This is a genomic window from Mesorhizobium sp. P3_A10, from assembly GCF_056403175.1.
Map to the genome: position 1 here is coordinate 74,085 of NZ_JBFUFZ010000012.1, position 13,832 is coordinate 87,916.

The following is a 13,832-nucleotide window of genomic DNA, read 5'->3' on the forward strand; positions in this document are numbered from 1 at the left end:
TGGATGTCGCTTCGGCTTTCGCCAATCTCCAACGCTTAGGAAGAGAGCCGGCGGCGAAGCTGCCGATCTCCCCCCGTGTGGGGGAGATGCCCGGTAGGGCAGAGGGGGGCGCTGTCCCGCCCACGTTTCGCGCAGAAGCCGAACTGCCTTACTGAAAGTTCCGCCCCTTGGGCATGACCCGCTCCGCTTCTCCCGACAGCGTCGCGATATCCTGTCTGATCGGCGCGTCCCGTACAGCAGGTCGCTCGGCGCTTTGATCGGCTGCGCTGACCTTTTCCAGCAGCACGGTCAGCCAGGGTGTCAGATCCTCGACCTTTTCGGCGACGATGTGGATCACGTCCGATTCCGACTGCAATTTGCCGGTGACGCAGACGAAGCGTGCGCCCATGACGATGGGCCGGAAGCGCTCAAAGGTTCTCTGCCAGAAAATGATGTTGGCGACGGCCTTGTCGTCTTCCAGCGTCAGGAAAATCGCGTTGCCCTTGCCGGGCCGCTGGCGCACCAGGACGAGGCCGGCGACGGAGACCCGCCGGCCGTCGCGCACGGCGCCCAGCCGGGCATTGGGGGTGACGCCGGCGCGATCCAGCCGCTCGCGCAGGAAGGCGACGGGGTGCGCCTTCAGCGACAGGCCGAGCGAACGATAGTCATGGATGACATGCTCGCCGAGCGGCATTGTCGGCAGCCTGGTCTGCGGCTCCAGCTCGCGCAGGCGGATTTCGGGCTGGTCGAACAAAGGCAGCTTTTCGGCGGCACTTTTGCCATCCAGCGCGCGCACCGCCCATAGGGCTTCGCGGCGGTCGAGGCCGAGCGAGCGGAAGGCGTCGGCCTGCGCCAGTCTTTCGATGTCACCGACGTCGAGGCCGGCGCGCAGCCAGACATCCCTGACGGTTGTGTAACCGGTGCCGCGCCGTTGGACGAACAGGTCCATGCGCTCTTTGGAAAGCCCCTTGATCTGGCGGAAGCCGAGCCTGACGGCATGGTTGGTGCGGATGACGCCGCGCATCTCGCCATGGCGTTCGAGAACCCGCGCCGGATTGAAGGCCGATTCCTCCAGGGCGCAGTCCCAGGCGGAATGATTGACGTCGACCTCGCGGATGTCGACGCCATGGTCGCGTGCGTCGCGAACCAGCTGGGCCGGCTGGTAAAAGCCCATCGGCTGCGAATTCAGGATCGCGACGCAGAACACGTCGGGATAGAAGGTCTTGAACCAGCAGGAGGCGTAGACCAGCAGGGCGAAAGACGCGGCATGGCTTTCGGGAAAGCCGTATTCGCCAAAGCCTTCGATCTGCTTGAAACAGCGCTCGGCGAAGTCTTTCTCGTAGCCCCTTTTCATCATGCCATCGACCATGCGCTGGCGGTAATTGCCGATGGTGCCGGTGCGCTTGAAGGTGGCCATGGCGCGGCGCAACTCGTCGGCCTCGCCCGGCCTGAAGCCGCCGGCGACGATGGCGATCTTCATCGCCTGTTCCTGGAACAGCGGCACGCCCAGCGTCTTGCCGAGAATTTCTTTCAACTCCGGCTTGGGATATTCCGCCTGCTCCTTGCCTTGCCGGCGGCGCAGATAGGGATGCACCATGTCGCCCTGGATGGGGCCCGGCCGCACGATCGCGACCTCGATGACGAGGTCGTAAAAATTCTGCGGCCGCAGGCGCGGCAGCATCGACATCTGGGCACGCGATTCGATCTGGAAGACGCCGAGCGTGTCGGCGCGGCAGATCATGTCGTAAACGTCCTGGTCCTCGGGCGGGAGAGTGGCCAACACGTAGGGTTGGCCATACGGGTCTCGCGCATCCGGATAATGATCCGTGAGCAAGGTGAAGGCGCGCTGCAGGCAGGTCAGCATGCCGAGCGCCAGAATATCCACCTTGAGGATTTTCACCGCGTCGAGATCGTCCTTGTCCCACTCGACCATCTTGCGTTCGTCCATCGCGGTCTTGACGATGGGAACGATCTCGTCGAGCCGGTCCCTGGTGATGACGAAGCCGCCGACATGCTGGGAGAGATGGCGGGGAAAGCCCATGATCTCGTTGGCGTGGGCGAGCACATGCCGTGTCGACGGGTCGGCCCGGTCGATACCGCCGGCTTTTGCTTCCTTTTCGCCGAGCTCCGAGGTCGACCAGCCCCAGATCGATCCGGACATCGCGCCCCGGACATCATCGGACAGGCCCATCGCCTTGGCGACTTCGCGCAGCGCCGAGCGGCCGCGATAGCTGACGACGGCCGCGGCCAATGCGGTGCGTTTGGCGCTGTATTTGTTGTAGATGTACTGCATGACGATCTCGCGCTTTTCGTGCTCGAAATCGACGTCGATGTCGGGCGGCTCGTTGCGCTCCTCGGAAATGAAGCGCTCGAACAGCGTGTCGATCCGGTCGGGTCCGACCTCGGTGATGCCGATGCAGAAACAGACGATCGAATTGGCGGCGGAGCCGCGCCCCTGGCAGAGAATATCCTGGCTGCGCGCATATTTGACGATGTCGTAGACCGTCAGGAAGTAGCGCGCATAGTTCAGGCGCTCGATCAGCGCGAGCTCTTCGCCAATGCGCTGGAATACGGAAGCAGGGACGCCCGCCGGATAGCGCGTGGCGGCCCCCTCCCTGGCCAATCGTTCAAGCTCGGCCTGTGGCCCAAGACCCGATTCCGTCGGCTCGTCAGGATAATTGTACTGGAGGTCACTGAGCGAGAAGGTCAGCTCGCCAGCAAAAATCTGCGTCTCCATCAGGGCTTGCGGATGGCGGCGGAACAGGCGGGCCATTTCCAGCGGCGGCTTCAGATGCCGCTCGGCATTGGCGGTCAGCTCCAGCCCGGCCTCGGCGACGGGCACGTTGAGGCGGATCGCCGTCAGCACGTCCTGCAGCGAGCGGCGCTCGGCCGTGTGGTAGAGAACATCGTTGGTCGCCATCAGCGCCATGCCGGTGACGTCCGCCAGGCCCGCGGCCTGCTCGATGCGGAAGCGGTCGTTGCCGCGATAATCCGGCGCAACCGCCAGCCGCACATTGCTGCCGAAGCGGTGCTTGAGCCGGTGCAGCAGGGCGAGCCCGCCCGCAACCTCTGCCGTCAGATCGGGCAGGATCGCCAGCGACATCTGATCGCCCCATTCGAGCAGGTCGTCGCGGGTGAGCAGGGTTGCGCCCTTTTCGTTTTCGTCGCGCAGATTGGCTTGGGTGAGCATGCGGCAGAGATGCCCCCAGCCCTTGCGATCTTGCGGATAGGCGAGAATGTCTGGCGTGCCGTCGCCGAAAACCAGCCGGCAGCCGGGATGATAGGCAAGGTGCTCGACCTTGGCCTGCTGCCAGGCGCGCACGACGCCGGCCACCGTGTTGCGGTCGGCAAGGCCAATCGCCGAAAACCCGAGAAGCTTGGCCGCGACCACCAGTTCCTCCGGCTTGGAGGCGCCGCGCAGGAACGAGAAATTCGACTGGATGCCGAACTCGGCATAGGGAATGACGGTCAGCGCGTTCATGCGAACACACCGTGCATGAACCAGCGCGGCGAAGGTTGCCCGGCGCCGTAAAGACCCTGGCGGTAGAGCCAGTAACGGCGGCCGTCGCTGTCCTCGATGCGGAAATAATCGCGGGTCGGCGCGTCTTCCTGGCCCTGCTGCTGGCGCCACCATTCCGGCGCGATGCGTTCCGGTCCCTCGGCGCGGGTGACCCGGTAGAGCGCGCGCCGCCAGCGGAAATTCATCGGCGGTCCCTCGGGCAGTTCGGTGGCCGGTACCTCGATCGGCTCAGGCGAACGGAACAGCCGGATCGGGCGCTCCGGCCGGAAGATTGTCGCCGGCGCCTTCATCCGCTCCGGCTTTTTCGGCGGCGTGGTTCGTTGCGGCGCCTCGGAGAAGGGAAGCGTGGCGACGGCGCGCTCGGGCAGATGGCTGTCGACGGCGACCGGTTGCAGAACCGCACCGTCGCCAAGCCGGGCGCGAATGCGGTCGGCAAACAGCGCGATGTCGGCGCCGTCGTCCTCGGCCTCGCCGGTGAGGTCGGCCTGCTGCATGTCGAAGGCGGCCGCCGACAGCACCGAGAGGCGCACGAGATCGAAGCCATAGCCGGCATCGATATCCTGTTCGAGCGCCGCCAGCCGTTCATGGAACAGCCTCTGGATCAGCAGCGGTTCGCGCAGCGGGCGCGAGGTGCCGACGCTGATCCGGCTGACGGCGCCATCGACGCGAAACAACAGCAGCGCCAGCATTCTGGCGCCCTCGCCGCGGCGTTCGAGATCGGCCTTCAAGGTCGTCGCCAGCAGCCGCACCAGCCGCTCGATCTCGTCGGTCAGCATGACGGGCTCGGCGAGGTGGCGTTCGACCGAAAGCTGGGCGACCGGCAGGCGCGGCGACACCGCCTCGTCGAGGCGGCCGAGCGCCTGGTCGAGGCGCAACAGCAAGGTTGCACCGAAGCGGCGGGCAAGCGGCGCGCGCGGTGCCGCCATGACGGCGCCGGCGGTGCGCAGGCCGACGCTTTCCAGGCTGGCGCGGATTTCCGGGTCGATGCGCAACGCCGCCAATGGCAAGGGGGCGAGCAGGGCATCTTCCTCGCCTGACACAACGATAAGGTCGCCGGAAAACCGCGCCGCCGCCCAGGCGGCACCCGGCGTGGCGGCAAGCCCGGCGCGGACATCGAAACCCTGATGGAAGAAGCGCGACAGGATGTCGTTGAGCATGGCGCGTTCGCCGCCGAACAGATGGGTGCAGCCGGTGACGTCGAGAAACAGGCCGTCGACCCCGTCCAGCGCCACCAGCGGGGTGTAGCGGTCGCACCAGTCGGCGAGGCCTTCGAGCAGGCGGCGGTCGGCCTCCGGATCGGCTTCGACGATGTCGATCGACGGATGCATGGCGCGCGCGTCGGCGATGCCCATGCCGCGCTTCAGATGCAGCGCCTCAGCCCGCTCGTCGAGGGCTGAGATGCGCTGGGCGTTGCGGTCGCGATGGCTGATCACCAGTGGCAGGTGATCCGACGGCCGGGAACGCCAGGACCGCCCCAGACGCTGCCGCAGGATCCTTTCGGCGGCCAGATGCGGGAACCACAGCGATAGAATTCGTTGCCCGTCTTTCCTCAAAAGCGTGTTCATCGGGGTTCCACTCCAGTGTGAATTGTCCAGGCAGAGCCGTGCGGCTCTTGCCGATGCTGACGGTGAAGGCGGGGCGGCCGATCGAGCCGGTGAGCGGCCCGGCGACCGTGCTGCGCGGTGCCGACGGCGCCGACGACACAATGAGGCGCACGGGGGCGGCGGTTGGCTCAGCCTCGCCGGCCTGCCGCAGCAGGAGCACCGGCCGGCCGGCGCTCTGCGCCCGCGCGTGCAGCCGCCGCGTCGCGGTGAGATCGAGCCGCTGCGGGCTGCCGCGTATTTCGAGGATGACGGCGGCCAGCGCCGTCATCCTCGCGGCCTCCTCGGCAATCCACAGCGCGTCGACAAGTCTAGGCGCCTGCGAAAACAGCAACTGCTCCGGCGCGATGCCGAAGAAGCCGTGCAGCCCTTTGGCATAGGGAAAGCCGGCCTCGCGAAAAATCTCCGTGGTGCCGATCCACAGCACCGGCAGGCGCGGCCCTTGTCTGAGGATCAGGCTGATCAGCGACAGCGCAAAGCCGGCGACGGCTCCGGCATCGCGGGTTTCCACGCCATGGATCTCGCTCAGTGCTGCTTTCGGCAGGCCGCCGTTTAAAGCGCGGTCGAGACGTTCGGCGCCGGTGCGCAGGAACGCATCCGGCGAGGCCACCGCGATGCCGCGACGGACAATCGTCACATCGGCGTCAAGCGACGGGCCAGCCGGCGCCTCCAGGCGCTCGGGCAGCGTTCCCTCGATCTTCGCGATCTGGCGGCGCAGGGCAAAAACAGTCTCCCGCGCCACGGCGGTCATCGCCATGACGGTCAGCTTCCACTCACAATTGTTCCTGTTATGTTCCTATAGATTCCAGAGGGGGCCGGAAGAGTCAAGCGGAGTCATGGGGAATTTATTCCTGTCCGATCGTGCGGTGCGTTTTTCTAACGCTGGCCACCAAAAGCCAGTCGTGCTGCAAGTCCGGCAAAGACGGTCCCCAGCAGGATCTGAGGCGCCCGCCGAAACCGTGTACGCTTCGACAAGGCCGCACCGATGCGGCTCGCGGTCAGGATGACCAGGCCATTGACCAACAGCCCGATCAGATTGAGCACGGTTGCCAACACCAGTATCTGCGCCGCCACGGAACCGGCTTGCGGCTGCACGAATTGCGGGAACAGCGCCAGCACGAACAGCGCCATCTTCGGGTTGAGCAGGTTGGTGAACAACCCCTGCCGAAAGATGCGCGCTTGCGAATAGCGCGGCAGGCCGGCGACCGGCGCAAGCGTTGTTCCATCGGAGCAAAAGGCTTTCCAGGCGAGATAGGCGAGGTAGGCCGCGCCGGCATAACGCACGATGTCGTAAGCGATGGGAGCGGCGAGGAACAGTTGCGACAGGCCGAAGGCGGCGGCCAGCGCATGGCAATAAGTGCCGACGGCAATGCCGGCATAGGTCGCCAGACCCGCCGCGCGTCCCTGGCTGGCGCTGCGGGATGCGATCAGCAGCATGTCCGGCCCCGGCGTCGCGGTCAAAGCGAGGCAAGCGATTGCGAAAAGTCCAAGTGTGGAAAGGTCCGGCATGAGAGCTCCTGTTACATGGCCGGACCTGACCCGTATGCGATTCCCCTGCGACGGCAAAGACGCTGGAGCAGGAATTGCCGCGTCATTTGCCGATTCCTGAGGGAAAGCCTATATGCCGGGATCAAAGGACAAAGCATGGCCCGCATCTACAAGACCCGCACCTGGCACGACGAACTCTCACCCTCGATGGAGGAAATGGAGTTCCTGGCGCTGGAGGCGTACGCGCATCTGCCGGAGGATTTTCGCAAGCTGACCGGCGAGATCGTCATCCAGATCGCCGAGTTCCCGACCGACGAGATCATGGACGATCTGTCGCTGGAAACGCCTTTCGACCTGCTCGGCCTGTTCGAGGGACGTGGCATCGCCGAGCGCTGGAACCCGCAGACCGGCGAGGGGCCGAACCGCATCACGCTCTACCGTCGCGCCATCCTCGACTACTGGTCCGAAAACGAAGAGACGCTGGGCGACATCGTCACCCATGTGCTGATCCACGAGATCGGCCACCATTTCGGGCTGTCGGATGATGATATGGAGAAGATCGAAGAGGCGGCGGAATAGGCTGATTCCTACGTCCGGCTCCCAGCGAACCAACACTAGGCGACCTCCATTCGCCGGGCGACGGATTCGCGCATTTCCGGAGAAGCAGCAATTAATCGCCCGTTGGAGGAGGCCGCTGCGTAGGCCGCCAAAGAGTGAAATACGTACTCCGGATGCTCCAAGGTGAGCCCAGACGCGGGCGCACCCTCTATTTTGGGGGCTCCAGCCTGTGGATGGTCGATCCCGATACCCAGAGCGAACCGGCACCGTAGCGAATGGCGTCACCGAACGCGCTGCCTTTGAATGTGCGGACGAGCATGTTGGCCCTGGGATCGATCTGTGCGACGGGCGTTCCCGGAACCGACACCCACACATAGCCGCCACCGCAAACGATGTCGCCGCCATTGCCGGACAAGCCTGTTTCTATCGTCGCCAAAACCTCGCCGGTCTTTCCATCGATTCGCTGAACAGAGCCGTCACGTTGATTGAGCACCCAGATCGAGCCTTCGCCGGAGGCGAGGAAGCGGGGGGACGAATGAAGCTTGGTGGTCGAGACCACAGCGTTGGTCTTTGGATCGATCCTGTATAGCTCACCGTTGCTGTAGCCGGTCACCCACACCGAGCCGAAGTCAACGACGACGCCGGCGCTCAGTGCTGGCATTTTGATATTCGCTTCGACAGCCCCGCTACGCGGATTGAACCGCGTCAGTCTCGTGTCGGCGACGCCCTTGCCGGTGACGACCCAAACCCCGCCTTCGCCGACCCCGATACTGCCTTCGTTGCTGAGTATCTGGGCCGGGATTTCCTGGACCAGCTTGTTGGCGACCGGGTCGACTTTGAGGAGCATCTTCTTGCCCGTCGCGGGCACCCAGACGGCGTCGTCGCCTATCCCAGGAGCTTGCGATCCGCCGCGGCCGCCGACATCGATTTCGATGACGCTGTTGTCTGCGGCATTGACACGCACAAGCAGCTTCCCGCTCATCATCCAAAGCGAATTGAACCCGAACCCGATGAAATCGCCGCTTCTTGGGATTTCCGCCTGAATCACAAGCTTGTCGGCGGCAAGCTCTTCCGCCGCAAAGCTCGATGCTGGTGTCAGAGCAAGAAGAGGCAGCAAGATTAGGGACTTGATGATGAGGCGCATGTCGTCCTCCCATATTGACGGCCATCGCCTCTGCGGCCAATTGGAGGTCGAGACAGGCGATTGCCTGTGAACTTGCTCAGATCATCATATCCGCCCTGAATGCCCGCGCCAACTCCAGTGCCAGGCCGGTACTTGGGTCCGCTCACCCCTATGCCTCTCCAAGGTCGGGCGGTCATGTCGCGGGTCTGCTCGGTTTGCCCTGGCCCGGATTGATTGCGCAGCGCGACTCTTGCGACAGCGATCGCCTGGCTGGCCGGATGGCTGTGGATGCGCGCGAGCGCCGCCTACCAATCGCTGAGCTTGGTATCCGGCCCGTATTCCTGACCTTCGATATCCTTCACAACGGCCTGGCCGCAGCGCATGGTTTTTGCCTTCTTGTCGTAGGCATAGGTTGGCGAGCCGAACAGGTGCCAGCCCTTGTTCAGCGCCGCCGTCACCTTGTGGCAGAAGGTGGCATCGTCCGGAGCGGACAGAAAGCGGTAGAGTTTCATGGTTCAGTTCCTGTCGTAAATAATCCGTAGCCCGCGAGCATCGAGCGCCATCATGCCCCGATGGCGGCTGCCTTCGCCAGCAGTTTTTCGGCCTGCGCCAGATGCAGCCGCTCGACCATTCTGCCGTTCAGCGCAATCACGCCCTTGCCGGCATTTTCGGCAAGCGCGAAGGCCTCCTTCACCGCGCGTGCTTCGGCCAACGCTTCGGGCGACGGCGCAAAGGCGCGGTTGGCGGCCTCGATCTGAGCCGGGTGGATAAGCGACTTGCCGTCGAACCCCATGGCGGTGGCCTCGGCGCATTCGCGGGCAAAGCCGTCGGCATCGCGAAAATCGTTGAAGACGCCGTCGAGCATGTCCAGTCCGCCGGCACGCGCGGCCAGCAGCATCTGCATCAGCCAGGGCACGAGATAGCGCCGGTCAGGAGTGGCAGCCACGCCGGTCTCCTTGACCAGATCATTCGTTCCGGCAACGAAACAAGTGAGGCGCGAGGCCGGATCGCGGCCAAGCTCGGCAATGGCGCCGATGTTGAGCATGGCCTTCGGCGTCTCGATCATCGCCCATAACTTCACCGTGTCGGGGGCAAAATTGTCGTCCAGCACATCACCGACTTCGAGAATGTCGCGCGGCGTGGTGACCTTGGGCAAAAGGATGCCATCGGGCTCGCAGCTGGCGACGGCCAGCAGATCATCAGTGCCCCATTCGCTGGCGAGCGCGTTGACACGCACGACCATCTCGCAGCGCCGCCCGTTGGCAACCGGGCGGTTGGCGAAAATGCCCTTCAGCTTTTCGCGCGCGGCACTCTTGTCGGCCGGAGTTACGGCGTCTTCCAGGTCGATGATGACGGCGTCGCAGGCAAGCTGCCCGATCTTGGCCAGCGCCTTGTTGTTCGAAGCCGGGATGTAGAGCACCGAGCGGCGCGGCCGGTAGGGTTCGGTCGTCATGGCTCGATCTATGCCGGCTGAAAGCGGCTGAGGCAAGGTCTCCTGCCCTGCACAAAAACTGCACGCGGTTGCGGAAAATCTCCTCGGCTCCGCCCCACGGTCAGCATGCATGCCGGCGACAAGGGCGGCATGCAACAGCGCGACAAACCCCGTTGGTCCTTGCCGTACCGGCTCCGTAACGAAAGCTGGTGGCTCGTGGATCCGCCTCGGAGCGAGGCAACCCTGCTCCCTTTCATCCGCAAATGCCCGCCCAGATATGTCGGCCGGGTCGCCAGGAAAGTCCGCTCATGACATCGCTTCTTTCGGGTGCGCCGAGCTATTGCAGTCGCTTCGGCATCGCCTTGCTGCTGGTCGCGCTGGCGGATTTCTTCTTCTATGGCCAACCGGTCGGCATCACGGTTTTCCTGTTCGCCATCTTGATCGCCGGTGCGGTCGTGGCCGTGCATCCTGCTGCCTTCAGCGACAGCAGGGTCTGGCTCAAGCCCGGCGCCCTGTTCGTCGCGCTGCTGCCCCTCATTGAAAACGTCAGCCCTTTGTCCGTCGTGATCGCGCTTGTGGCGCTTGCGGTGTTCGCCCTTTCGCTTGCCGGGCGGCTGCGTTCCGGCCTTGCCCGCATCGCCGGCCAGCTCTGCGTCTTCCTCTTCGCCGCTCCGTTCCGGCTCATTCGCGACTTTTTCCGCTGGCGCAAGGCGGCGCGGCGGTTTGGCCGGCGGCGCATCCGGCTTGCGGCTATCGCAGTCTGGGTGATGCCGCTGGCACTCGGCGCGGTGTTCCTTGCCCTGTTTGGCGCCGCCAATCCGGTCATCGAATACTGGTTCACGCTGATCGACCTGTTCGCGCTGCTTGATCTTATCCAACTGGCGCGGCTGGCCTTCTGGCTGACGATGCTTGTCGTCGTCTGGGCTTTTCTGCGGCCGCGCCTGCCGCGTCTTCTGCGCCGCCTGCCGCGTGTGGCAGCGCCTGCCCTTGTCAGCGCGCCATCCGAGCCAAGGGTCAACCCGGTCATCGAGGACATCGTCTTCGGCAAAGCCGCCATTCTTCGCGCGCTGATCGTCTTCAACATCCTGTTTGCGCTGCAAACCGGGCTCGACGCCGCCTATCTGTGGGGTGGGGTCGCCCTGCCAGACGGGCTGACCTATGCAGCCTATGCGCACCGTGGCGCCTATCCGTTGATCGTCACCGCGCTGCTTGCCGCCGGTTTCGTGCTGGCGGCGCTCAGGCCCGGCAGCGAAACATCAGCCGATCCGCTGATCCGCCGGCTGGTCTATGCCTGGGTGGCGCAGAACATCGTGCTGGTCATCTCGTCGATCCTGCGGCTCGACCTCTATGTCGGAATCTATGCGCTGACCTACTGGCGCATCGCCGCTTTCGTCTGGATGGGGCTGGTGGCGGCGGGCCTTGCCCTGATCATCGCCCGCATCGCGCTTGGAAAATCCAATGAATGGCTGTCCTCCGCCAATCTTCTGACGTTATCGGCGACGCTTTATGCCTGCTGTTTCATCAACTTTGCCGGATTGATCGCCAACTACAATGTCGACAACTCATACGAAATGAACGGTCCCGGCACCCGCATCGATATCTGGTATGTGCGCTCGCTTGGCCCCGGCGCTCTGCCGGCCCTCTACCGCTTCTTCGACCACCAAAAGAAGCTATTCCCCGCCGAGGCCAGCGACGGGGTCGACGCCCTGCACGAAGCCTATTATCGCACCGTACAGAGAAACTGGCGCGCATGGAGCTTTCGCGACTGGCGGCTTCTGCGCTATCTCGAAGAGAACGGCGCGCTCGCGAATCCTGCCGTTTCCGAACCTTACGTGCCAGGTCGCTGATTCATGCCGCATCACATCCTCGTCGCCGACGATGACCCGCATATCCGCGAAGTGATCTGCTTTGCGCTGGAAAAGGCCGGCATGAAGACGCAAGCGGTAGCGGACGGCGCCGCCGCTCTGCAGGCCATCGAACGCCGGGCGCCGGACCTTGTCGTGCTCGACATCGGCATGCCGGAGATGGATGGGCTCGAAGTCTGCCGGCGGCTCAGGCAACGCTCCGATGTGCCGGTGCTGTTCCTGTCCGCGCGCGATGAGGAGATCGACCGTATCCTCGGGCTGGAAATGGGCGGCGACGACTATGTCACCAAACCGTTCAGCCCGCGCGAACTGGTGGCCCGCGTCAACGTCATCCTGCGGCGCGCCCGCCCGGCGCCCGCCGAACAGATCGACGACAGGCAGTTCGCGCATGGCAAACTCAGCCTGGCCCCGGCCAGCCACGCCGCCAGTTTCGACGGCAAGCCGCTGGCGCTGACCGGGATAGAATTCTCGATCCTCAGAGGCTTTCTGGCGCGGCCGGCGCATGTGCTCGACCGCGACGCGGTGGTGGCCAGTGCCTATGCCGCCAACATCCATGTCGCCGACCGCACCGTCGACAGCCATATTCGTAACATCCGCGCCAAGCTGGCGGCGGCGGGTTGCCTGGACGGTATCGAGACCGTGCATGGCGTCGGCTTCCGGCTCGGCCGATGCAGCGCGTAAGCGCCCGCAAATGGATCGGCTCCAAATGGCGGCCGCGCCTGGCCACTGTCGTCGTCGCCATCCTGATCATGGTGATGGCGCTGCCGCTGGTCGGGCTGTTCTTCTTCCGGCTCTACGAAAACCAGCTGATCCGCCAGACCGAGGCCGAACTGATCGCGCAAGGCGCCGTGCTCGCCGCCATCTATGCGCAGGAGGTGCGTGACGCCGGCATTCCGGTGGAGAGGCTCGGCGCTGCGATGCCGGCGGCCGGCGCCAGCGATCGGGACTATCCTTTCAATCCGATCGAACCGCGCCTTGATCTTGCCTCCGACACGGTCCTGCCAACCCGGCCCGCGGCGCAGGCCGCGACCATCGATCCGGCTTTCGCTGCCATAGGCACGCGCCTGTCGGGTATCCTGAGCGAGACGCAGAAAACCACGCTGGCCGGCTTCCGGCTGCTCGACGCCAGAGGTGTCGTCATTGCCGGGCACGACGAAATCGGCCTGTCGCTCGGCGATGTCGAAGAGGTGCGCGCGGCGCTTGCCGGCCGCTATGCCAGCGCGCTCAGGCTGCGCATCCCCGACCAGCCAACGCCGCCGCTCTATTCGGTCAGCCGCGGCACCAAGGTGCGTGTCTTCGTCGCCATGCCGGTTGCCGTCGCGGGCCAGGTCGCCGGCGTCGTCTATCTGTCGCGGACGCCGAACAACATCATAAAGCATCTCTATGGCGAACGCGGCAAGGTGACGTTGGCGGCGATCGCCATACTCGGCGGAACGCTGCTCATCGGCCTGGTCTTCCTGCGCACCGTCAGCCGGCCGATCTACGCGCTGATCGATCGCACCGAGCGGATCGCCGCCGGCGACCGTGAGGCGATCCGGCCGCTCGACCATCACGGCACGCGCGAGATGGCCGAGCTTTCCGCCGCCTTCCTCGACATGGCGGAAAAACTGCAGGCGCGCTCCGACTCGATCCAAACCTTTGCCACCCATGTTTCGCATGAGCTCAAATCGCCGCTGACGGCGATCCAGGGGGCGGCCGAACTGTTGCGCGATTCCGGTAGCGCGATGGACGAGATTGAGCGGCAGCGGTTTTCCAACAACATCGTCACCGATGCCGGGCGGCTCAATCTCCTGGTGCGCCGCCTGCTCGATCTGGCGCGCGCCGAAAACCTGGCGCCGAGCGGCGAAAGCACGTCGCTCGGTGCTGCGCTGGCGCTGCTTCCCGTGGAGACCAGGCTGGTGGTTCGCCTCGAGGGAGGCGGCGATCTGACCTTGCGCATATCGGCCGAGAATGCGGCGATCGTGCTGGCCAATCTCATCGACAATTCGGCGCGGCACGGCGCGACGCTGGTTTCGGTCACCGCGGCCAGCACGGGTGGCAAGGCGACGGTGCTGGTCAGCGATGACGGCGCCGGCATTTCGCCGAGCAACCGGGCGCGCATCTTCGAGCCGTTCTTCACCACGCGCCGCGATTCCGGCGGCACCGGCATGGGCCTCGGCATCGTGCTGGCCCTCCTGAAAGCGCATGATGGTACGATCCGGCTGGTTGACTCCGGGCGCGGCACGCGCTTCGAGATTGTCGTGCCGGTTGCGTAGGGACGCAGGCG

At 64.8% G+C, this 13,832-nt stretch carries 11 protein-coding genes; 4 read left to right on the plus strand and 7 right to left on the minus strand.

Annotated elements, in window-relative coordinates; all coding sequences use genetic code 11:
- Positions 1-148: 148 nt before the first annotated feature.
- From AC1DXU_RS29840 to AC1DXU_RS29855, 4 genes are all read right to left on the minus strand, one after another.
- Positions 149-3,460, minus strand: coding sequence for an error-prone DNA polymerase (locus tag AC1DXU_RS29840; protein ID WP_477374725.1), 3,312 nt, complete (start codon positions 3,458-3,460; stop codon positions 149-151).
- Positions 3,457-4,932 (minus strand): DUF6504 family protein, encoded by a 1,476-nt coding sequence (locus AC1DXU_RS29845; RefSeq protein ID WP_477374727.1) that lies wholly within the window; start codon positions 4,930-4,932, stop codon positions 3,457-3,459. Before AC1DXU_RS29845 ends, AC1DXU_RS29840 begins: the two co-directional genes overlap by 4 nt.
- Positions 4,874-5,857, minus strand: coding sequence for an ImuA family protein (locus AC1DXU_RS29850; protein WP_477374729.1), 984 nt, complete (start codon positions 5,855-5,857; stop codon positions 4,874-4,876). Before AC1DXU_RS29850 ends, AC1DXU_RS29845 begins: the two co-directional genes overlap by 59 nt.
- Before the next feature lie 119 nt (positions 5,858-5,976).
- Positions 5,977-6,609 (minus strand): LysE family translocator, encoded by a 633-nt coding sequence (locus tag AC1DXU_RS29855; RefSeq protein ID WP_477374731.1) that lies wholly within the window; start codon positions 6,607-6,609, stop codon positions 5,977-5,979.
- A 135-nt stretch (positions 6,610-6,744) separates the two neighbouring features.
- Between AC1DXU_RS29855 and AC1DXU_RS29860 the strand changes: the two genes are divergently transcribed.
- Entirely contained in the window at positions 6,745-7,167 is a 423-nt protein-coding gene (locus tag AC1DXU_RS29860) for a metallopeptidase family protein (protein ID WP_111544069.1), read from the plus strand.
- Positions 7,168-7,354: 187 nt separating this feature from the next.
- Here AC1DXU_RS29860 and AC1DXU_RS29865 read toward each other — a convergent pair whose 3' ends face one another.
- The 3 genes from AC1DXU_RS29865 to AC1DXU_RS29875 form a co-directional block, all read right to left on the minus strand.
- Complete coding sequence (locus AC1DXU_RS29865) at positions 7,355-8,290, minus strand: Vgb family protein (protein ID WP_477374733.1); 936 nt, start codon at positions 8,288-8,290, stop codon at positions 7,355-7,357.
- Positions 8,291-8,574: 284 nt separating this feature from the next.
- A complete protein-coding gene (locus tag AC1DXU_RS29870; protein ID WP_477250326.1) occupies positions 8,575-8,781 on the minus strand; it encodes a DUF1737 domain-containing protein in 207 nt (68 codons plus the stop codon).
- Positions 8,782-8,831: 50 nt separating this feature from the next.
- Positions 8,832-9,722, minus strand: a complete 891-nt coding sequence (locus AC1DXU_RS29875) for an HpcH/HpaI aldolase/citrate lyase family protein (RefSeq protein ID WP_477374735.1) — start codon at positions 9,720-9,722, stop codon at positions 8,832-8,834.
- Between the two features lie 287 nt (positions 9,723-10,009).
- Between AC1DXU_RS29875 and AC1DXU_RS29880 the strand changes: the two genes are divergently transcribed.
- The 3 genes from AC1DXU_RS29880 to AC1DXU_RS29890 are packed head-to-tail and all read left to right on the plus strand — an operon-like array spanning position 10,010 to position 13,821.
- Positions 10,010-11,548, plus strand: coding sequence for a DUF4153 domain-containing protein (locus AC1DXU_RS29880; protein WP_477374737.1), 1,539 nt, complete (start codon positions 10,010-10,012; stop codon positions 11,546-11,548).
- Positions 11,549-11,551: 3 nt separating this feature from the next.
- Positions 11,552-12,247 (plus strand): response regulator transcription factor, encoded by a 696-nt coding sequence (locus AC1DXU_RS29885; protein WP_477374739.1) that lies wholly within the window; start codon positions 11,552-11,554, stop codon positions 12,245-12,247.
- On the plus strand, positions 12,235-13,821 hold the full coding sequence (locus AC1DXU_RS29890; protein WP_477374741.1) for an ATP-binding protein: 1,587 nt from the start codon (positions 12,235-12,237) through the stop codon (positions 13,819-13,821). The genes AC1DXU_RS29885 and AC1DXU_RS29890 overlap by 13 nt, the downstream gene beginning before the upstream one ends.
- Positions 13,822-13,832 lie beyond the last annotated feature (11 nt).

What these genes read in the sequence shown, in the direction of transcription:
- AC1DXU_RS29865 (WP_477374733.1), bottom strand. Translation starts at nt 8,290, where the DNA reads ATGCGCCTCATCATCAAGTCCCTAATCTTGCTGCCTCTTCTTGCTCTG.
- AC1DXU_RS29875 (WP_477374735.1), bottom strand. Translation starts at nt 9,722, where the DNA reads ATGACGACCGAACCCTACCGGCCGCGCCGCTCGGTGCTCTACATCCCG.
- AC1DXU_RS29850 (WP_477374729.1), bottom strand. Translation starts at nt 5,857, where the DNA reads ATGGCGATGACCGCCGTGGCGCGGGAGACTGTTTTTGCCCTGCGCCGC.
- AC1DXU_RS29870 (WP_477250326.1), bottom strand. Translation starts at nt 8,781, where the DNA reads ATGAAACTCTACCGCTTTCTGTCCGCTCCGGACGATGCCACCTTCTGC.
- AC1DXU_RS29885 (WP_477374739.1), top strand. Translation starts at nt 11,552, where the DNA reads ATGCCGCATCACATCCTCGTCGCCGACGATGACCCGCATATCCGCGAA.
- AC1DXU_RS29880 (WP_477374737.1), top strand. Translation starts at nt 10,010, where the DNA reads ATGACATCGCTTCTTTCGGGTGCGCCGAGCTATTGCAGTCGCTTCGGC.
- AC1DXU_RS29890 (WP_477374741.1), top strand. Translation starts at nt 12,235, where the DNA reads ATGCAGCGCGTAAGCGCCCGCAAATGGATCGGCTCCAAATGGCGGCCG.
- AC1DXU_RS29860 (WP_111544069.1), top strand. Translation starts at nt 6,745, where the DNA reads ATGGCCCGCATCTACAAGACCCGCACCTGGCACGACGAACTCTCACCC.
- AC1DXU_RS29855 (WP_477374731.1), bottom strand. Translation starts at nt 6,609, where the DNA reads ATGCCGGACCTTTCCACACTTGGACTTTTCGCAATCGCTTGCCTCGCT.
- AC1DXU_RS29840 (WP_477374725.1), bottom strand. Translation starts at nt 3,460, where the DNA reads ATGAACGCGCTGACCGTCATTCCCTATGCCGAGTTCGGCATCCAGTCG.